Here is a 20,340-nt window from a genome sequence, read left to right as displayed (position 1 = left end):
AGCGGTTGCACGGTAGAGAACGTTTTCGATAGTCATGGTGGTGATCCTCGTCGGTAAGTGAATGATGGATTGGTTTGCTAAACGTTTGTGCGCTAACCGTTTCCATGGGAATAAATGTATTGCGATAAACATTAGTGCACAAGGTAAATGTATGGATCGTTTCGCTATATGCATTGGCGCGGTTGGAATAAGGCTTGCAAGATCGCGTTTCGGTCGAGGAGCAGGCGGTTAGTCGTAGCGTGGGCTTGTACGCTATGTGCTACCTGTTCGGCTGTCTGCGGCGCCATCTGTGGTAGGCTGTAGCGATTTCACCGGTCCGTCGTTCGACAGGAGTGTTCATGTCCCTGACCCGTATTTCCATTGCTCTGGCGCTCGCGCTGGGCAGTAGCGTCACGCTGGCTGCCGACCCCGATCAGGTCATCCGTCAGTCGCTCAAGTCGCTCGACGCCAACCTGCCGATCGAGGCCATTGCCGAGAGTCCGATGATCGGTATCTACCAGGTGCAACTGGAAGGTGGTCGTCAGCTCTATACCAGCGCAGATGGTCAGTTCCTGCTGCAGGGCTACCTGTTCCAGGTCAAGGATGGCAAGGCCGTGAACCTTACCGAGATCGAGGAAAGCCGCGCCGTGGCCAAGCAGATCAACGCCATTCCGGCCAAGGAAATGGTGGTGTTCGCGCCCAAGGCACCGAAGACCCATATCACCGTGTTCACCGATACCGACTGCGGCTATTGCCAGAAGCTGCACAGCGAAGTGCCGGAGCTCAACCGTCTGGGCGTGGAAGTGCGTTATGTCGCTTTCCCGCGCCAGGGGCTGAACAGCCCGGCAGCCAAGGAGCTGGTCAATGTCTGGTGCGCCAAGGATCAGCAGGAAGCCATGAATCGCGCCAAGACTCGCCAGAGCGTCGCCGATGCGACCTGTGACAATCCGGTGGCCAAGCAGTATCAGCTGGGCCAGATGATCGGGGTCAACGGTACGCCGGCCATTGTGCTGGCCAACGGCAAGATGATTCCGGGCTATCAGCCGGCGCCGCAGTTAGCCAAGATTGCCCTGGAGTCTAACTAAGAACCTGTCCACGACCTGCTGCGCGTCGGCTCTGCTGCGTTAAAAACAGGCTCGGAATGCTCATTTACACTTCGTAAACTGCGCTTCCTCGCCTGTTTTTGCCTTGCATAGCTCTAGCTCGCGAGCTCGTGAAAAGGTTCTGTGAGCCGTGGATTGACTAACAAACAGCCGCTTCGTAAGGTGCGGCTCTTTATCTGCGGCCGGAGCATGCTTCGGCCGTTTCGTGCAGTGCTGATGGGGAATTGAGTGTGAAGCCGGTCAAAGTGGGCATCTGTGGGTTGGGCACCGTCGGTGGCGGTACGTTGAATGTACTCAAGCGCAATGCCGAGGAGATTACTCGGCGCGCTGGTCGCGGCATCGAGATTGCCCAGATCGCCATTCGCTCGCCCAAGCCGCAGTACGACACCACCGGCATTGCCATGACCAGCGACGTGTTCGAGCTGGTCAACAACCCCGAGATCGATATCGTCATCGAGCTGATCGGCGGCTACACCCTGGCCAAGGAGCTGGTGCTCAAGGCCATCGACAACGGCAAGCATGTAGTCACTGCGAACAAGGCGCTGATCGCCGTGCATGGTAACGATATCTTCGCCAAGGCGCGCGAGAAGGGCGTTATCGTCGCTTTCGAAGCTGCCGTCGCTGGCGGTATTCCAGTGATCAAGGCCATCCGCGAAGGTCTGTCTGCCAACCGCATCAACTGGCTGGCCGGCATCATCAACGGCACCGGCAACTTCATCCTCACTGAGATGCGCGAGAAAGGCCGCGCCTTCGAAGATGTACTCAAGGAAGCGCAGGCGCTGGGTTACGCCGAAGCCGATCCGACCTTCGATGTCGAAGGTATCGATGCCGCGCATAAGCTGACTATCCTGGCGTCCATCGCCTTCGGCATTCCGCTGCAGTTCGACAAGGCCTACACCGAAGGCATCACCAAGCTGACCACGGCCGATGTGAACTACGCCGAGGCCTTGGGCTATCGCATCAAGCACCTGGGCGTCGCTCGTCGTACCGATGCCGGTATCGAGCTGCGCGTGCATCCGACGCTGATCCCGGCCGACCGCCTGATCGCCAATGTCAACGGCGTGATGAATGCTGTGATGGTCAATGGCGATGCGGTTGGCAGCACGCTGTACTACGGCGCCGGTGCCGGGATGGAACCTACCGCTTCGGCAGTGGTGGCCGACCTGGTGGACGTGGTCCGTGCGCTGACTACCGACCCGACCAACCGCGTGCCGCACCTGGCCTTCCAGCCGGATTCGCTGTCCGATCACCCGATCCTGCCCATCGAGGCTTGCGAGAGCGCCTATTACCTGCGCATCCAGGCCAAGGATCATCCGGGTGTGTTGGCGCAGGTGGCGAGCATCCTCTCCGAGCGCGGTATCAACATCGAGTCGATCATGCAGAAGGAAGCCGAGGAGCAGGACGGCCTGGTGCCGATGATTCTCGTGACCCATCGTGTGGTCGAGGCGCGTATCATCGAGGCTATCGCCGCCATGGAGGCGCTGGATGGCGTGACCTCGCCGGTCATGCGTCTGCGCGTCGAACAGCTCAATTAACTCGGGCTGCAGGCTACAGGCACAGGCCGCAGGCGAACTTGCCTGGAGCCTGAGGCCTGGAGCCTGAAGCCAAAACCGAAGGTTTTGAACAATGCGCTATATCAGTACCCGCGGCCAGGCGCCGGCCCTGAATTTCGAAGACGTGCTGCTTGCTGGTCTGGCCAGCGATGGCGGTCTCTACGTGCCGGAGAATCTGCCGCGTTTTACCGTCGAGGAGATCGCTTCCTGGGCCGGATTGCCGTACCACGAGCTGGCCTTCCGCGTGATGCGTCCGTTCGTCGCCGGCTCCATCGCCGATGCCGACTTCAAGAAGATCCTCGAAGAAACCTACGGGGTGTTCGAGCACAACGCCGTGGCGCCGCTGCGTCAGCTCAACGGCAACGAATGGGTGCTGGAGCTGTTCCACGGCCCGACCCTGGCGTTCAAGGACTTCGCCCTGCAGCTGCTTGGTCGCCTGCTCGATCACGTGCTGGCCAAGCGCGGCGAGCGTGTGGTGATCATGGGCGCCACCTCCGGGGATACCGGTTCGGCGGCCATCGAAGGCTGCAAGGCCTGCGACAACGTCGACATCTTCATCATGCACCCGCACAACCGTGTCTCCGAGGTGCAGCGTCGGCAGATGACCACCATTCTCGGCGACAACATCCATAACATCGCCATCGAAGGCAACTTCGACGACTGCCAGGAGATGGTCAAGGCCAGCTTCGCCGACCAGGGCTTCCTCAAGGGCACCCGTCTGGTTGCGGTCAACTCGATCAACTGGGCGCGGATCATGGCCCAGATCGTCTACTACTTCCACGCCGCGCTGCAGCTTGGTGGTCCGGCGCGCTCGGTAGCTTTCTCGGTGCCGACCGGCAACTTCGGCGACATCTTTGCCGGCTACCTGGCGCGCAACATGGGCCTGCCGGTCAGCCAGCTGATCGTCGCCACCAACCGTAACGACATCCTGCACCGCTTCATGAGCGGCAATCAGTACGTCAAGGAAACCCTGCATCCGACCCTGTCGCCGTCGATGGACATCATGGTGTCGTCCAACTTCGAGCGCCTGCTGTTCGACCTGCACGGCCGTAATGGCGCGGCCATTGCCAGCCTGATGGACAGCTTCAAGCAGGGCGGTGGTTTCAGTGTCGAGGAAGATCGCTGGACCGAGGCGCGCAAACTGTTCGACTCGCTGGCCGTCAACGACGAGCAGACATGCGAGACCATCACCGAGGTGTACAAGGAGTGTGGCGAGCTGCTCGACCCGCACACGGCCATCGGCGTACGCGCCGCGCGTGAATGCCGTCGCAGCCTGGCCACGCCCATGGTTGTGCTGGGCACGGCGCACCCGGTCAAGTTCCCCGAGGCGGTGGAGAAGGCGGGTATCGACGCCGTTCCGACATTACCCGCGCATCTGACCGACCTGTTCCAACGTGAAGAGCGTTGCACGGTGCTGGCCAACGATCTGAAGGCGGTGCAGCAGTTCGTTGCCGCTCACGGCAATCGCGGCAAGCCGCTCTGAGGCTTTTGTTCTGATAAAACCGGCGCCCTCGTGGCGCCGGTTTCGTTTACCGGGCGAAGAACAGGCCGGCTAGCGCCATCAGAATGATCAGCGTCAGCCAGATCAGCGCGTTCAGGCGGCTGGCGCGTACGACGCCGGCGCCGCGCAGATGCACCGGCGGGTCGTTCTCCAGGTACTGGTCGATGCGGCGTTCGGCCTCTTGCTGGTCGTTTGCCAGGTACTCGCTCAGCAGGTCGATGGCGGCCTGGCGTTGGCCGGCATGCACCAGCTGGCGTACCGCGGGTGGTAGTTCATTCATGGTGCTGGCTGTCTCCCTGTTGACGGGTTCTGGGTCATAACTGCGACCCGGTTAGCGCTTTTTCCCGTGCGCAACGCAAGCGTCTGCGGTTTAATTCGACACTTCGCGAATGGAAGCGTTTTGCTCGAATCATGGATGAGTCTGGGTGCCTGCCTCTCTTCTTTCCCATTCCTGTGCAGTCTTCGGCGTTTCCTGCCGAGGATGACTCCTGCGCGCTGATCTGACGAACGGCATCACATTTATTACATGTAATCACTTTACGGCTTACATGTAAGGGTCTAGGCTGCGATTCATGGATAGCAAATCATCAGCCCATTACCAGCGTCTTTATCGTCAGCGCCTGCGCGAACAGGGGTTGGTGAAAAAGGAAGTCTGGATATTGCCCGAGCATGCGCCGCTTCTGGTCGCGTTCGAGCGCAAACTGCGCCAGCCACAGTCGCTGCTGGCTTCGATGGAGAAGGAGGAGGGTATGAACATGCCTCAGGTTTGGACCGCTCAGGCGCTGCACGAAGCTCTGGCGGCAACGGAACTGTTCCAAAGCGGTCAGGCCGGCATCGAGCTGATCCAAGGCGCTGACGCCAGCCTGCACATCACCATGCGCGAATACGGCGACCTGCCGCTGTTCATCGCCGTATTCGGCGAGCAGATCATCGTCGAGGCGCTGCTCTGGCCGGCCAGCGACGTGGGTGATGCCGCGGCCTTCAATGAAGAGGTGCTGCGCACCCACAAGCTGTTCCCGTTATCGTCCATCGGCCTGGAGAAGATGGTCGACGGGTGTGATTGCTACACCATGTTCGGTGCGCTGAGTTCCTATTCCAGCCTGTCGGACGTGGTGTTCGAGATCGAGCTGCTGGCGGACAACGTGATCAAGGCCACCGAAGCCTATGAAGGCTTCCTCAAGACTGGCGCCTGAAAGGAGAAAACGCGATGAATGTCTGGAGCAAACTGCTGACGGCGCTGCGTGGCGGTGCCAATGAAATGGGCGAAGCGGTGGTCGACAGCCAGGCGCTGCGCATCCTCGATCAGGAAATCCGCGACGCCGATGTCGAGTTGCGCAAATCCAAGGAAGCGTTGGCCGAGATCATGGCCAAGCACAAGCTCGCCAGCGACAAGGTGAACAAGAGCGCGGCCAGCATCGCCGAGTACGAACAGTACGCGCTCAAGGCGCTGGAAGCCGGCAATGAAACCCTGGCCAAGGAAGTGGCCGAGAAGATCGCCAACCTGGAAATCGAACAGGCCAGCGAGCGCGAACAGGCCGAAGGTTTCGCTGCCAGCGTGGCGCAACTGCGCAAGGCGGTGACCCAGGCCGAGGGCAATATCAAGCGTCTCAAGCAGCAGGTGGATACGGTCAAGGCCACCGAAAGCGTGCAGAAGGCGCAGATGGCCGTGGCGCAGCGTTACGGTGGTTCGCAGGCCAAGCTGCAGACTGCGGTCGAGTCGCTCGAGCGCATCAAGCAGAAGCAGGCCGAGCGCGCGGCGAAGATGGAGGCCTCGGCCGAACTGGCCGCCACCAGCGCGCCGGACGATTCGCTGGAAGCCAAGCTGCGTGCCGCCGGCATCAAGGCCGACAACGCCAGTGCCGACAGCGTGCTGGCGCGCCTGAAGGACAAGTCCAAGGCTTGAACGATGCGGGGCGTTCGCGCCCCGTTTCCCTACTCCAGGGAAAGGAAAAAATGGAACTCTTCCTGCAGACAGCGCTGTCATTCCCCACCGCCATCTACAGCTTCCTGCTGTGCGTGGCGGTCATCTACTGGCTGGTGGTCGCCGCTGGCCTGCTCGAGGTCGACCTGCTCGATCTCGAGGCCGACTCGATGATGGAGGGCAGCGGCCAGACCGAGGGTCTTGCCGGTCTGCTCTACAAGCTCAAGCTTGACGGTGTGCCGGTCACCCTGGTGCTGACGCTCCTGTTCTTCTTCGGCTGGTTCATCTGCTACTTCGTCGAACTATGGCTGCTACGCCATATGCCGCTGGGCATTCTTCGCTACCCGCTGGGGCTGGTGGTCATCGCTGGCGCATTCGTCGTGGCGGCACCCTTGTGCGCGGCAGTCTGCCGGCCGCTACGCCCCTTGTTTCACAAGGTCGAGGCTGTCAGCAGCAAATCGGTGCTGGGCCAGGTGGCGGTGGTGCGCAGCGGTCGCGTCACGGCCAACCATGGCGAGGCGGTGCTGGAAGATGGTGGCGCCGGGCTCATCCTGCGCGTGCGCGCCGACGAGGCGCAGGGCTTCAAGCGCGGCGACCGTGTCGTGCTGCTGGAATACCTGGCGGCCGAACACGCCTATCGCATCATCACCGAAGAAGAGTTTCGTGGCGTCTAGCCGACCACCCATACGTAACAGAGGGCAGGCAGGGTATGCCGTACCTGCCTGCACAATTAGCAAAGGAGTAAAGCTGTAATGGAAAACCTCATCCCCTTCATCGTCGGGGCAGGGCTGGTCGTCCTTTTCGTGATCGCCCTGATCGCCCTGTTCAAGGCCTTCTATATCAAGGTTCCGCAGGGCACTGCGCTGATCGTCAACGACATGAGCTCGACGCCCAAGGTGCACTTCACCGGCTCCCTGGTGTACCCGGTGATCCACCTCAAGGAGTTCATGAAGATCTCCCTGATCACCCTGGAGGTGGACCGCCGCGCCAAGGACGGTCTGATCTGCCGCGACAACATGCGTGCCGACATCACCGTGGCCTTTTACCTGCGCGTCAACGAGACCCAGGAAGACGTGCTCAAGGTGGCCAAGGCCATCGGCGTGGAGCGTGCCTCCGACCGCGCGGCGGTCAACGAGCTGTTCAATGCCAAGTTCTCCGAAGCGCTGAAGACCGTCGGCAAGCAGTTCGATTTCGTCCAGTTGTTCGAGAATCGTCAGGAATTCCGTGATCGTATCGTCGAGGTGATCGGCAACGACCTCAACGGCTACGTGCTGGAAGACGTGGCCATCGACTACCTGGAACAGACGGCCAAGCATTCGCTGGACCCGAGCAACATCCTCGACGCCGAAGGTATCCGCAAGATCACCGAGCTGACCGCTGCGCAGAACGTCATCACCAACGAGCTGGAGCGCAACGAAGAGCTGGCGATCAAGAAGAAGAACGTCGAAACCCGCGAGGCGACCCTGGCTCTGGAGCGTCAGCAGGCCGATGCCGAGGCGCGTCAGAAGCGTGAGATCGAAACCATCCAGGCTCGTGAGCAGGCCGAGACGCTGAAGGTCAAGGAAGAAGAGCGTCTGAAGGCCGAGCAGGCACGTATCCAGACTCAGGAACAGATCGACATCCGTGAGGAAAATGCCTCTCGCGAAGTCGAAGTGGCGGAGCAGAACCGCGAGCGTGCGGTCACGATCGAGAAGGAAAAGGTCGTGCGTGCCCAGCAACTGGAAATCGTTGCCCGCGAGCGTGAAGTCGAGCTGCAGCGCATCGAGAAGGAAAAGGCGCTGGAAGAAGAGCGCAAGAACATCGCCGGTGTGATCCGCGAGCGGGTAGCGGTCGAGAAGACCGTCGCTCAGGAAGAAGAGCGCATCAAGGAAGTGCGTGAAGTCTCCGAGGCCGAGCGCCTCAAGCAGGTCACCGTGCTCAATGCCCAGGCCGAAGCCGAGCAGGAGCTGGTGCGCCAGGTCAAGCAGGCCGAAGCCGACGAGACACGTTCCAAGCACAAGGCTGTCGAGATCAACACCCTGGCCCAGGCCGAGCTGGAAGCGGCTGCCAAGAGCGCCGAGGCCAAGAAGAAGCTGGCCGAAGGTATCGAAGCCGAGCGCGCCGCACCTGGCCTGGCCGATGCGCGTGTGCGTGAAGTCACCGCCGCGGCCAAGGAGAAGGAAGGCCTGGCTGAGGCTCGCGTGCAGGCCGAGCGTCTGATCGCCGAGGCCAAGGGCGAGCAGGAGAAAGGTCTGGCGCAGGCGCGTGTCATCGAAGCGCAAGCCGCTGCCAAGGAAAAGGACGGCCTGGCCGACGCCAAGGTGCTGGAAGAGAAGCTGGGCGCCCAGGCGCGCGGCGAAGAGCAACTCGGTACCGCCAAGGCCAAGGCGACCCAGGATCTGGGTATGGCCGAAGCACAGGTGCTGCTGGAGCGTCTGAACGCCGAAGCGGAAGGCCTGGGCAAGAAGTTCGGCGCGCTGGATTCGCTCAGCGACAACGCGCGCGCCCACGAAGAGTTCCGCATGCAGCTGGAAAAGAGCTTCGAGGAGGCCATGGCCGCCATCGCTGCGAACAAGGATATCGCCAAGGATCAGGCCGAGGTGCTGGCTACCGCGCTGGCCAAGGCGAAGATCGAGATCGTCGGTGGCGAGGGCGACTTCTTCAACTCCTTCGCCAAGTCGCTGTCGGTGGGCAAGGCCATCGAAGGCGTTGTCGGCAAGAGCCCGGTGGTGCAGGACGTGCTGTCGCGTCTGCTGAACGGCAAGGCCGCCGCTGCCGCGCCGGTGAACGCGCCGAGCGCAGGCCCGGAGCAGGCCTGAGGCCTTAATCATGGGCGGCTGAAGTGCCGCCCACGCTGTCTACCTTTCGATCAACCGGGGAATATGCGATGGCAGAGTCAAGAGACTATCTGGAGATGACCTTCCGCTCGATCCAGTGCTTCAGCAACGATGGTCGTCTGGATGCGCAGGAGCTCAAGAGCCTGCTGGAGATCGCCGAGCGCGACGGCGTGATCGACGACAACGAAGTACGGGTGCTGCGCAAGATCATTGCCCAGGTTCGCCCCGAAGAGATCGACGCGGCGCTGCGCGAAAAGATCGCCATCGTCGAGAAGAAGATCGGCGCCTGACTTGCCGGGTGGGGTCGCCCATCCGCCGCACACCAGATTGCCGCGGCCCGATCTTCGCCGCGCAAGCGCCACCCGCATTCCCAGTCCCCTTGCCTGGCTGAACAGGCGCGGGGGCTGAAGGCCGCCTATCCAGGAAGAACACGATGTCGGACGCACAAACACAGGACGTATTGGACAAGGCCGTCGCCGAAGGCGGCGCCTACGAGGTGCTGCACAAGCGCCTGCAGGAGCAGGGCCAGCGCCTGCGCGGGCTGACCGAAGCGCTCAACGGCCAGCGTCTGGCCGAGTTTGGCAGCAGCCATATGGAAGCCATCGGTCGGGTGCGCATCCGCACCGAGAACAACTGCATCGCCCGCGATATCGTCCAGGTCGGTGAATGCCTGCTGTTCGGCTACAACGTGTTCATCGGCCTGAAGAAGGAAACCAGCGTCGCCGACGTGTTCTCCCTCTACCGCCTGGTCGAGGGGCCTGAAGGCTATGACGCCGAGCCGGTGCCGCTGGAGGGCAGCTTTCTTGCCCAGGCCAGTTTCGTCGCCGACTTCAACGAGCTGTACACCTATTACAAGAACACCCGCCTGCTGCAGCTGGCCATCCGCGATGGCAAGCTGCTGGCGAGTTTCCAGATCGGCGAGCGGGTCAGCGACATCCGCGTGTTCCGCTGGTCGATCTCCACGGACGGCAAGGACGTCCGCTACATCGACAACCGTGGCGAGCGCGATATCGCGCTGCCGGCGCCGTTCGACTTCGAGTGGCAGAAGACGTCCCGTGAAATGGTGGTCACCGGCCGCCACCCGCACATGAATATCCTCGACACGGTGTTCGTCGAAACCATCGGTGGCGACCTCACCATCAAGGTCGAGAACAACACCCAGGACGGTCAGGGCATCTACCGCGAAGCGGTGGTGGACAAGACCCAGTCGCTGGATGACGCGCAGATCGAATACGCCCGCCTGGGCAGCCTGATCCTGCTGAAGATACTGCCGTACCGCGAGGAGCAGTGGCGCTACCTGGTGTTCAACAGCCTGACCAACCAGGTCGAGCGCATCGACGCCATCGGCCTGGCCTGCGTACAGCTGCCGGAAGAGCACGGCATCATCTTCCCTGGCGGTTATTACCTGCAGAGCGGGCAATACAAGACCTTCGAACAGCCCATGGGCGGCATGCGTTTCAAGCGTTCGGTGCGCTCGCCCAACGGCGAGGACGTGCAGTACATCTTCTACCACCCGGAAGAAGGTCGCTCGGCGCTGTTCACCTACAACATGATCAACCGCCAGCTGCACAACCCGATCTTCGGCCACGGTTACGCGCGTCTGGAAGACGGGCGCATGGTGATCTTCGCCGCCGAGGGCAGCGAGCCGACCCGCATCCATCCGATGCAGATCTGGCAGACGCCGTTCGAGAGCGACGATTACGCCGCTCGTCAGCCGGCGCGTAGCGGTTTCTTCGGGCGTATCGGCAATGCCGAACTGGTGCGCGGTGTGTCCGACCTGCTCAACCTCAGCCGTGAGATCGACAGCCGCGAAGTGTCGGTGGCGCGCTACACCCAGCTATGCCAGAACACCCGCCGTCTGTTCGACGTCTACCACTGGCTGAGCGACGACCAGTGCGCCGAGCTGGCGCCGCTGTTGCGTGAGATCGCCGCCACTGGCGAGCTGGTGCTCGACGAATTCGAGAAGGTCGAGAGCATCCGCCAACAATCGGCGCGCGCCATGGCCGAGGCCGAAACCCGGCAGAAGAGTCTGCTCTCCGGCCTGCTGGTCGACAGCTTTGACGAGGTGCAGCACTTCGTCGAGGCGCTGGGCGCCATCACCGCGCAGCGCGGCCAGTTGCTGACCATCCGCGACTACCGCTACATCGACGTGGCGCGCATCGACGCCATGGAAGCCGAACTGCTCGAGGCGCAGGAGCGCGTGGCCATGGCCACCTCCGCCTTCCTTGCCAGTGACGCCGCGCTGCAACCCTACGTGCAGCGCCTGAGCGAACTGGATGGCCTGGCGCAGAAGGCCGAGAGCGTCACCCAGCTGAATGAGCCGCTGGCCGAGATGCAGGCCATGGCCGGCAACCTGGACATGCTGTCGAGCCTTATGGCCGGGCTCAAGATCGACGACGCCACCCAGCGTACCGCCATCGTCGAGTCGATTTCCGAGGTCTACGCCCATCTCAACCAGGCCAAGGCGCGTGCCGAGCAGCGGCGCAAGGGCCTGGGCTCGGCCGAGACCGTGGCGCAGTTCGGCGCCCAGTTCAAACTGTTCAGCCAGGGCATCACCAACGCCCTGGCGCTGGCCCAGGACCCGGAGAAGTGCGACGAGCAGCTGTCGCGCCTGTTGGTGCAGCTCGAAGAACTGGAAAGCCAGTTCGGCGATCATGAGGAATTCCTCAGCGACATTCTCGGCAAGCGTGAAGAACTGCTGGAAACCTTCGAGTCGCACAAGCAGAGCCTGCTCGACGACCGCCAGCGACGCGCCCAGGGTGTGCTCGACGCCGCTCAGCGCATCCTCGACAGCCTGGGCCGGCGCACCGCGCGGCTGACCCAGATGGAGGAGCTCAACGCCTTCTTCGCCGCCGACCCGCTGATTCTCAAGTTGCGCGAGATGGCCGAGCGCCTGCGCGAACTGAAAGACAGCGTCAAGGCCGACGACGTCGAGGCGCGCCTCAAGGCCGCCCGAGACCAGGCGGTGCGTGCCCTGCGCGACAAGAGCGAGCTGTTCGAGGAGGGCGGCAACGTCATCAAGCTCGGCCCACGTCACCGCTTCAGCGTCAACACCCAGGAACTCGACCTGACCCTGATGCCGCGCGGTGATCAGCTTTACCTGCACCTGACGGGCACCGATTTCCTCGAACCGCTGCACGATGAAACGCTGGAAAGCCTGCGTGATTACTGGCAGGTCTCGCTGGAGTCCGAATCGCCCTCGCTGTACCGCGCCGAATACCTCGCCGGCCTGGTGCTCGACGCCGCCGTGGCCGGCCGTGAAGGCCTGAGCCTCGATCTGCTCAAGACCCACCTGGCGCAGCCGGAAACCCTGACCCGTTTGATTCGCGACTTCGCCGCGCCGCGCTACAAGGATGGCTTTGAAAAAGGCATCCACGATCACGACGCGGCGCTGATCCTCACTCAACTGCTGCCGCTGCGCGAAAGCGCCGGGCTGCTGCGCTACGCGCCGGCCGCGCGCGGTTTCGCCGCGCTGTTCTGGAACCGCTGGGGACAGGACATCGAGGCCGAGCTGTGGCCCGAGCGCGCGCGCAGCAGCCTGCACCTGCGTCAGCTGTTCGGCAGCGAAGATGGCGTGCAGCGCCTGCGCGAAGAGATCGACGCGGCCATGCAGCGCTTCCTCGCTCAGCATCCGCTGGCGGTGGACGCGGCGCAGCGCAAGGCCGCTGCCGCCTATCTGGTGGAGGAGCTGGCGGCCAAGCCGGTCGAATTCAGCTTCAGCAAGTACGCCCGGCAACTGCTCGACACCCTGCAGCAGCGCATGCAGGCCAGCCATGTGTGGGACGACTACCGCGCCGCGCTGGACAACCTGCGTGGCCGCCCGGTGCAGCGCTGGTCGCTGGCGCAGACCTGGTTCGACGGCCTGTGCGCGCAGGACGCGGCCATGAATGAGCTGGCCGACTACGTGCCCGAGGCGATCGCCGTCAGCCTGCTGGAAGACGAATTTCCGCGGCGTTTCACCGAGGTCGATCTGCGTTTCACTGTCAGCGGCCTGCTTGGCGATCATCCGCGTGTGCAGAACGGTACGCTGCTGCTGGCCATCGACGATTATTTCGCGCGCCTGCAGCAACACCTGAATCATTTCGTGCCGCAGCTGCAGCGCTACCAGGCGCTGCGCCAGGAAGTCATCAACCGCGAGCGCGACGCGCTGCGCCTGAGCGAATTCAAACCGCGTCCGCTGTCGTCCTTCGTGCGTAACAAGCTGATCAACGACGTGTACCTGGGCTTCATCGGCGACAACCTGGCCAAGCAGATGGGCACCGCCGGCGAGAACAAGCGCACCGACCTGATGGGCCTGTTGATGCTCATCTCGCCGCCCGGCTACGGCAAGACCACGCTGATGGAATACGTGGCCCATCGCCTCGGCCTGATCTTCATGAAGGTCAACGGCCCGGCGCTCGGTCACGAAGTGCGTTCGGTGGATCCTGCGCAGGCGCCGGACGCCACCTCGCGTCAGGAGCTGGAAAAGCTCAACCTGGCGCTGGAGATGGGCAACAACGTGATGCTCTACGTCGACGACATCCAGCACACGCACCCCGAGTTCCTGCAGAAGTTCATCTCGCTGTGCGACGGCACGCGGCGCATCGAAGGCGTGTGGAAGGGCAAGACCAAGACCTACGACATGCGCGGCAAGAAGTTCTGCGTGGTGATGAGCGGCAACCCGTACACCGAGTCCGGCGACGTGTTCAAGATTCCCGACATGCTCGCCAACCGCGCCGACATCTACAACCTCGGCGACACCCTGGGCGGCATGCAGGAAGCCTTCGCGCTGTCCTACATCGAAAACAGCCTGACTTCCAACCCGGTGCTGGCGCCGCTGGCCACCCGCGACATGGCCGACGTCTACCGCTTCGTCGCCAAGGCCGAGGGCAAGCCGTTCTCCGCCAACGAGCTGAGCCACACCTACAGCGCCGCCGAGATCAACGAGATCACCGCCACCCTGCAGCGCCTGATGCAGGTGCGCGATGTGGTCGGCCGGGTCAACCAGCAGTACATCGTCAGCGCCGCCCAGGCCGACAGCTACCGCACCGAGCCGCCGTTCAAGCTGCAGGGCAGCTACCGCAACATGAACAAGATGGCCGAGAAGATCAGCTCGGTGATGAACGACGCCGAGCTGCTGCAACTGATTGCCGACCACTACCAGGGCGAGTCGCAACTGCTCACCACCGGCGCCGAGGAGAACCTGCTCAAGCTCGCCGAGCTGCGCGGCAACCAGACGCCCGAGCAGGCCGAGCGCTGGGCGCAGATCAAGCGCGACTTCATGCGCAACAAGGCCATGGGCGGCAGCGATACGGATGTTGGCGGGCGCGTGGTGGCGCAGCTCAATGACCTGGTCGAGAGCGTGCGCGGCCTGGGCGCTGCCGGCAAGCCGGCCAGCGAGGCGCCGGGCATCCCCTGGGAGCAGTTGCTGGCCGGGCTGGATAATCTGGGCAGGCTGCGCCCGCAGGTGGAGGTGGTTGCGCCGCCACAGCCGGGCACGCAAAAATTGCTCGAAAGCCTGGCCGATAGCCTGGAAAACAGCTTCCTGCCGCTGATCAGAGCGATGGACAAGAAGATCGACATCGATTTGCGCACGCACAACCGCATGCTGGAAATCTCCACCCAGCTGCGTGATCTCGGCACGCTGCTCGGCCACGAGCAGCGCAGCGATGCCGCGGACGACGAGGCGCCGTGAGGCGAGGCTGGCTGGTCGAGTTACGCCCGCTGATCGTGATCAGCGGCGCGATGCTGCTGGTGCAACTGGTCAATGGCGCCCTCGGCGGCGCCTTGAATCTCTGGGGTCTGGTGCCCCGGCATATCGAGGCACTGCCGGGCATTTTCCTTGCGCCCTGGCTGCACGGCAGTTGGGCGCATCTGCTCGGCAACCTCAGCGGCCTGCTGGTGCTCGGTTCTCTGGTGCTGCTGCGCTCGCGCCGCGATTTCTTCTTCGCCAGTGCCTTCATCATCCTTGGCAGCGGGACGCTGGTCTGGCTGTTCGGTCGTACCGGCCTGCATGTCGGCGCCAGCGGCTGGCTGTTCGGCTTCTGGGGGCTGTTGCTGGCGCGGGCCTGGTTCGAGCGCAGCCTGCTCGACCTGTTGCTGGCGGTGCTGGTGTTCTTCCTCTACGGCGGCTGGTTCTTCGGCCTGCTGCCGCGTGCCGGCGTTTCCTTCGAATACCATTTGGCGGGGGCTTTCTGCGGTGTGCTGTACGCCGCGCTGACTCGTCGCCGCATTCAACGATGAAAAGGGACTTTTAATGGATTTCAACCGCCTCGATCAGCAACTGCGCGACAGCCTGGCCGACCTGCGTCTGAGCAACGAGGAACGCGACGAGCTGCGCCAGCTGGGCAGCGAGCTGAGCACTGACCAGGTGCGCTTCATGCGCAACCGCGCCTTCGCCCTGGCCCGTGAGCTGATGCGCGAGCCGGCCAACGTCGAACCGGTGCTGAAGTGGCTGGAGCAGGTGATCAAGACCCTCGACAGCGTCGGCAGCGCGCCGCGCGTGGAACATGCGAGCGCCCACTTCAGTCCGGGCGAGAGCTGCCGGCGCAAGATTTGCGAGCTGTGCCGCCAGGCGCGCAGCAGCGTGGATATCTGCGTCTACACCATCTCCGACGATCAACTCAGCGAGGAAGTGCTCGCCTGTCATCAGCGTGGTATCGCCGTGCGGGTGATCAGCGACAACGAAAAGCAGTTCGACGAAGGCAGCGACATTCAGTGGCTGCGCGACAAGGGCGTGCCGCTGCGCATCGACGCCGGCCCCTTCCACATGCACCACAAGTTCGCCCTGTTCGACGGGCGCCTGCTGCTCAATGGCAGCTTCAACTGGACGCGCAGTGCCACCACCAGCAACGAGGAAAACCTGCTGGTAATCGACCATCCGCAGCTGGTCGCGGCTTATACCCGTGAATTCGACGCGCTCTGGGCGCGCTACGCAGGCAACTGATGGAGCACCCTCACGCGCGCCAGCTGCTCGGCTTCTATCGCAGTTGCTACCTGGCCGACAGCCGCGATCTGGATCTGGACAACCTGAGCAAGCTGCCCGCCAATCGCTGGGCCTGGCTCGATGGGCGCGAGGAGCTAGCCAGCGGCGGCATGCCGCTGCTGCCATTGGCGGCCGAGCTGGGCCGCAACCTGGCCGAGGCGCAGGCGCTGTATCAACGCGAACTGCAACTGGTCTACGGCGTGCTGCCGATCTGTGGCCGGCTGCAAGTGGAAAGCGGTGCTGCGCAGGCGATCTGCGGCCCGTTGTTCTATTACGAGGCCAGCCTGCAGGCGACGGCCGACGGGCAGAGCCAGATGCTCGCCATCGACGTGCAGCGCGCCCATGGCAACTGGCGGCTGCTGCGCCGTCTGTTCGATGAGAGCGGCAACGATAGCCTCGATGATCTGCCGCTGCCGGCCGGCATACTGGACGCTGCCTCGCTGGGGCAGCTGCTGGCCTGGGTAGAGCGCAATACGCAGGTGGGCGAGGTCAGCGAAGCCGCAGGCTTCCCGCTGTTGGCAGAGGCCGATACCTTGGCCAAGGCTCAGCGTCGCCGCAGCCTGTCGCTGCAGTCCGGTGCCTTCGTCGCCCTGGTGCCGCGCGGCAGCGGCAGCCGCGGTATCGCCCATGAGCTGCAGCTGCTGCAGGAGGCCGAGCAGCTTTCGCCGGCCTTGTTGCAGCTGCTCGGTGAAGTGCCTGCCTTGCAGTCCACGGGCTCGATCAGCGCGCCGCAGCGCCTGCCGGCGCAACTCAGCGCGGCCCAATGCCGGGCGTTGGCCAATGCCGCGCGCTATCCGCTGAGCCAGGTTTCCGGCCCGCCCGGTACCGGCAAGAGCTACAGCCTGGCGGCCCTGGCGCTGGATCGCTACCTGCAGGGCGAGAGCGTGCTGCTGGTCAGCCGCAGCGTACAGGCGGTGCGGGTCATCGCGCACAAACTGCGCGAGGATTTCGGCCTGCGTGACGGCGTGCTCGAAGGCGATGGCCAGAGCCTGCGCCAGGCCCTGCGCGAGCGTCTGCAGCGCATGCTGCAGGGCGAGATTCCGGAGGTCTCCGAGCAGCTCGAGGCGCGTCAGCGCAGCGAGCTGGAGGTGCTGACCCAGGCCGAGCGGCGCCTCTCGGCGGACTTCCGCAAGCGCTGCGAGCAGGCCGTGCGCTGGAGCCGTCTCTTGTTGCGCGCCGAACGCGGCAGCCTGGCCTTCTGGCAGCGCTGGCTGCAGGTGCCCTGGGTGCGCAAACGGGTTGGTGCCAGCGTACGCCCCTGGGCGTTGCTGGACGAGTTGCGCGATGGCCAGCGGCGCCGGCAGTTGCTCAGTCGCGAACACCTCAACAGCCATCGCAGCCTGGCGCTCAAACGTCTTTTGATGACCGACCGTGGGCTGTTCGTGCGCTACAATCAGGCCATTCGCGCGCGCAACTCGCAGCGCCAGTTGGCCTTGTTCGAGGATATCGACCCGGCGCGCCTGCTGGCCGCCTTCCCGATCTGGGTGGTGACGCTGGACGAGCTGCACCGGCTGTTGCCGCTGCGCCCGGAACTGTTCGACGTAATGGTGATGGACGAGGCGACCCAGTGCGACATCGCCTCGGCGCTGCCGGCCTTCCAGCGCTGCAAACGCGCCGTGGTCACCGGCGACGCGCGTCAGCTGCGGCACATTTCCTTTCTTTCCCGTGTACGCAAAACGCAACTGCTGCAGCGTGCCGGTCTGCAGGCCGAAGAGCGAGAGGCCTGGAGCTACCGAGACAATAGCGTGCTGGACCTGGTCGGCCTGCAACTGGCCAGCCAGGACGCCGTGGTGTTTCTCGACGAACACTTTCGCAGCCGCCCGGCGCTGATCCGCTTCAGCAACGAATTGTTCTACGACCGGCGTCTGCGAGTGATGAAGGAGCGCCCTGGCTTCGATGCCTGCGACAGCCTGCAGCTGCTGCGCATCGAGGGTCGGCGTGGGCGCAATGGTGTCAACGAGGTGGAAGTGGAGCGGGTGCTGGCACTGATCACGGCGCATCTGGCCGAGTACCTAGGCAGCCCGCTCAAACCCAGCATCGGCGTGCTGTCACCGTTTCGCGATCAGGTCGAACGCATCCGCGCGCGCATCGGCGAAACCCTGCCGCTGGAGCAATTGCGCGAGTTCCGCCTGCTGGTGGATACGCCCTATGGATTCCAGGGCGAGGAGCGCGACCTGATGATCCTCAGCTTCGCCATCGATAGCGAGTCGAGCCAGGCTGCGGCCTATCTGAATCGCGCCGACCTGTTCAACGTCGCCATCACCCGCGCCCGCGAGCGCCAGGTGTTGCTGTTCAGTGGCGACGAGCGCCACCTGCCGGCCACGCACCTGCTACGTCGTTATCTGGAGTACCTCGAGAAGCCCGGTGCGATCTGGCAACCCGGTGCCACCGATGCGGCGCGGCAGACGCTATGCGAAGCGCTGCAGGCCCGCGGCGTCAGCGTCTGGAACCACTATCCGCTGGCTGGCCAGGTACTGGACCTGTTCTGCCGCCGTGGCGACAAATGCCTGGCCATCGACCTGATCGGCTTTCCGGGGGAGGGCGAGGGCTTCCTCGAGCTGGAGCGCTATCTGGTGCTGACGCGCGCCGGTCTGGAAACCCTGCCGCTGAGCTACGGCCTCTGGCGCGAGGCCCCGCAGCAGGCGTTGGAGGCGATACTGGCGCGGCTTTAGATAGCGCACAGGGTCTCGTTGCGCTGGCCCTGGCTGATCAAGCCCAAGGTTTTCCAGGTCTTGTCGTCATCCAGGCGCTCGAGCAGGCGCTGCTGCAGCCGTTGGCTGCGTTGTTTGTCCTGCTCGGCGAGGGACAGGATACGTTGGTGTAGCGCGTTTATAGGGGCGTCAGCATGCCCGATGAGCGTTTTGAAGCCGATCAGCTCCACGGCTTCTTCCAGTCGGTCTGCTTCGACATGGGCCTGTAGCAACGGCTCCTCCTGCCAGTCGCTGGCCAGGCCTTCCTCGAGCAGTTTCCTGGCAGTGTCCAGCGCGCCGAGTCTGATCATGACGGTGACGAACTCATCGCAGTAGAAGCCCTGATCGTCCTCTTCCGGGAACTGCGCATCGCGCAGTTGTCGCTCGATCTCTTGCGCCAGCGTCCGAGCCTGCTCCGACTCACCCAGTGCCTGCAGCAGCTCACAATGATGAATTCGCTCGGACAGGGCGTCGTCGAACTCGAGTTGGGCGTGCAGCTTGGCGATCTCTTCCAGGTGGTTGCGGACCGTCCAGCTATCGCGCTGGCTCAGGGAGCGTCCGGCCTGTTCCTTGAGCAGGTGTTGCAGGTGCAGCAGGCGCATGAATGGCCACTCAGGCTGCCCCTTGCGGCTGCTCACCAGGCGATCGGACTGGCGTAGCAGGTCTGCGGTCCAATACGGCTGGCTTTGTAAGTGGCGTTGCGCCAGGTTGAGCAGAAGCCAGTTGAGCGTGGCGGGTTCCAGACGCGGTGTTTCCTTGTCCAGCAGTTTCTGCGCCTGTTGGGTGTCGCCTCGCCGGGCGTGCCAGTCCAGGTAGTGCTCCAGCAGAATCGAATGGGTGCTTCCGGTCGCGTTGGCCAGCAGCTCTTGTGCCAGGTCATGGCGCTGGTCATCCAGCAACTGGTCGAGCAGCTTTTCGTAATCCAGCAGGTAGGCGGCCGATGAGTCGAGCGAACCAAGCAGGGTCAGACAGTGCTCGTACTGCCCCTGATCCAGCAACAGCTGGGCGATGAAGCGCTTGTCCTCCTCGCTTCGTTCGGCGAGTTGAAGCAGTTGCCCATAGCGCTGAAACTCGGCCAGCGCCTGCATGAAGGGCCGCCATTGGATAATCGAACTCTGTTCTTCGGCATTCAATGCGACTTCGGCCCTGGCAAGACTTGCCTGAGCCGCGTCGGGCATCTCGCAGCGCTGCTGCAGGCGAGCGAGATCGATTAGCTGGCTGGCGTCGAGGTGATCGCTCTGCGCCAGGGCAGCCAGCACGCTGCGTGCTTCGTCCGCTTTACCCTCGGCCAGCAGCAATTCTGCATCCAGCAGCGGCAGGCTGAGGCGTTGTGCAGGCAGGCGAGTTTTCATCTCGATAGCCTTGTCGACCTGGCCTTCGTCGATCAGGTGCTGCAGCATCTCTTCCAGTGCCTTTTGGGCGTAGGGGGCCTCGAGACTCGAGAGCAGTTTGAGCGCTTCCTCTTCCCTGCCCAGTTTCAGCAGTACGCTGCACAGAGACACGTGAGCGATATGCCAGGCATCTCCCCACAGGCGCGAGGCGACCTGCAAGGCCAGCTCCGGTGCGCTGAGACTCAGGATGCTGATGCGATTGATCTGTGCGGCGTCTGTGGGGGTGATGCGGGCCGAGTGACCCGAGAAATCCAGGTGCACCTCTTCGTCTTCTTTGCTGAACGACTCGGCGAGTCTGAACGCGATGAGAACCACTAGCACCAGAATGATAAAAGCTTCCACGACACCTCCTTGTTTGATTCGCCCGCTGGCACCATCCGTCCAGGATGAGCTTTGCGTCGGGTTTATACGGATCCACTGCC

At 63.3% G+C, this 20,340-nt stretch carries 14 protein-coding genes; 12 read left to right on the top strand and 2 right to left on the bottom strand.

Annotation, left to right across the window (positions count from 1 at the left end):
- Positions 1 to 338 precede the first annotated feature (338 nt).
- The 3 genes from DXK50_RS08435 (at position 339) to thrC (ending at position 4,118) form a co-directional block, all read left to right on the top strand.
- The gene (locus DXK50_RS08435; RefSeq protein WP_212629986.1) at positions 339 to 1,064 is read left to right on the top strand and encodes a thioredoxin fold domain-containing protein; all 726 of its coding nucleotides are present in this window, start codon (positions 339 to 341) and stop codon (positions 1,062 to 1,064) included.
- A 248-nt stretch (positions 1,065 to 1,312) separates the two neighbouring features.
- Positions 1,313 to 2,617 (top strand): homoserine dehydrogenase, encoded by a 1,305-nt coding sequence (locus DXK50_RS08430; RefSeq protein ID WP_212629985.1) that lies wholly within the window; start codon positions 1,313 to 1,315, stop codon positions 2,615 to 2,617.
- A gap of 91 nt (positions 2,618 to 2,708) precedes the next feature.
- Positions 2,709 to 4,118: a threonine synthase gene (gene thrC / locus DXK50_RS08425; RefSeq protein WP_212629983.1), complete on the top strand. Its 1,410-nt coding sequence runs from the start codon at positions 2,709 to 2,711 to the stop codon at positions 4,116 to 4,118.
- Positions 4,119 to 4,164: 46 nt separating this feature from the next.
- On the opposite strand, the gene DXK50_RS08420 is transcribed toward thrC, so the two are convergent.
- A complete protein-coding gene (locus DXK50_RS08420; RefSeq protein ID WP_212629982.1) occupies positions 4,165 to 4,416 on the bottom strand; it encodes a hypothetical protein in 252 nt (83 codons plus the stop codon).
- 292 nt (positions 4,417 to 4,708) lie between these two features.
- Here DXK50_RS08420 and bacA point away from each other — a divergent pair, with 292 nt between their 5' ends.
- From bacA to DXK50_RS08375, 9 genes are all read left to right on the top strand, one after another.
- Positions 4,709 to 5,329, top strand: a complete 621-nt coding sequence (gene bacA / locus DXK50_RS08415; RefSeq protein WP_212629981.1) for a biofilm formation regulator BacA — start codon at positions 4,709 to 4,711, stop codon at positions 5,327 to 5,329.
- A gap of 14 nt (positions 5,330 to 5,343) precedes the next feature.
- Positions 5,344 to 6,039, top strand: a complete 696-nt coding sequence (locus DXK50_RS08410; protein WP_161865245.1) for a PspA/IM30 family protein — start codon at positions 5,344 to 5,346, stop codon at positions 6,037 to 6,039.
- A gap of 50 nt (positions 6,040 to 6,089) precedes the next feature.
- Positions 6,090 to 6,731, top strand: coding sequence for an OB-fold-containig protein (locus DXK50_RS08405; RefSeq protein WP_212629980.1), 642 nt, complete (start codon positions 6,090 to 6,092; stop codon positions 6,729 to 6,731).
- 78 nt (positions 6,732 to 6,809) lie between these two features.
- Positions 6,810 to 8,855: a flotillin family protein gene (locus DXK50_RS08400; protein WP_161865243.1), complete on the top strand. Its 2,046-nt coding sequence runs from the start codon at positions 6,810 to 6,812 to the stop codon at positions 8,853 to 8,855.
- Positions 8,856 to 8,923: 68 nt separating this feature from the next.
- Positions 8,924 to 9,163: a hypothetical protein gene (locus DXK50_RS08395; RefSeq protein ID WP_212629979.1), complete on the top strand. Its 240-nt coding sequence runs from the start codon at positions 8,924 to 8,926 to the stop codon at positions 9,161 to 9,163.
- A 143-nt stretch (positions 9,164 to 9,306) separates the two neighbouring features.
- A complete protein-coding gene (locus DXK50_RS08390; protein ID WP_212629978.1) occupies positions 9,307 to 14,547 on the top strand; it encodes a DNA repair ATPase in 5,241 nt (1,746 codons plus the stop codon).
- Positions 14,544 to 15,095, top strand: a complete 552-nt coding sequence (locus DXK50_RS08385) for a rhomboid family intramembrane serine protease (protein ID WP_212629977.1) — start codon at positions 14,544 to 14,546, stop codon at positions 15,093 to 15,095. Before DXK50_RS08390 ends, DXK50_RS08385 begins: the two co-directional genes overlap by 4 nt.
- A 13-nt stretch (positions 15,096 to 15,108) precedes the next feature.
- Positions 15,109 to 15,798, top strand: coding sequence for a phospholipase D-like domain-containing protein (locus tag DXK50_RS08380; RefSeq protein WP_212629976.1), 690 nt, complete (start codon positions 15,109 to 15,111; stop codon positions 15,796 to 15,798).
- Positions 15,798 to 18,509 carry a DEAD/DEAH box helicase gene (locus DXK50_RS08375; RefSeq protein ID WP_249186713.1) on the top strand — a complete coding sequence of 904 codons (2,712 nt, stop codon included), beginning with the start codon at positions 15,798 to 15,800 and terminating at the stop codon, positions 18,507 to 18,509. Before DXK50_RS08380 ends, DXK50_RS08375 begins: the two co-directional genes overlap by 1 nt.
- Here the strand turns inward: DXK50_RS08375 and DXK50_RS08370 are convergent.
- A complete protein-coding gene (locus tag DXK50_RS08370) occupies positions 18,506 to 20,260 on the bottom strand; it encodes a tetratricopeptide repeat protein (RefSeq protein WP_212629975.1) in 1,755 nt (584 codons plus the stop codon). The two genes, DXK50_RS08375 and DXK50_RS08370, sit on opposite strands and share 4 nt — an antisense overlap.
- Between the last annotated feature and the right edge of the window lie 80 nt (positions 20,261 to 20,340).

Source organism: Pseudomonas sp. KB-10 (assembly GCF_018221585.1).
Lineage (GTDB): Bacteria > Pseudomonadota > Gammaproteobacteria > Pseudomonadales > Pseudomonadaceae > Aquipseudomonas > Aquipseudomonas yangonensis.
This window is presented reverse-complemented; position numbering and strand designations above follow the sequence as displayed.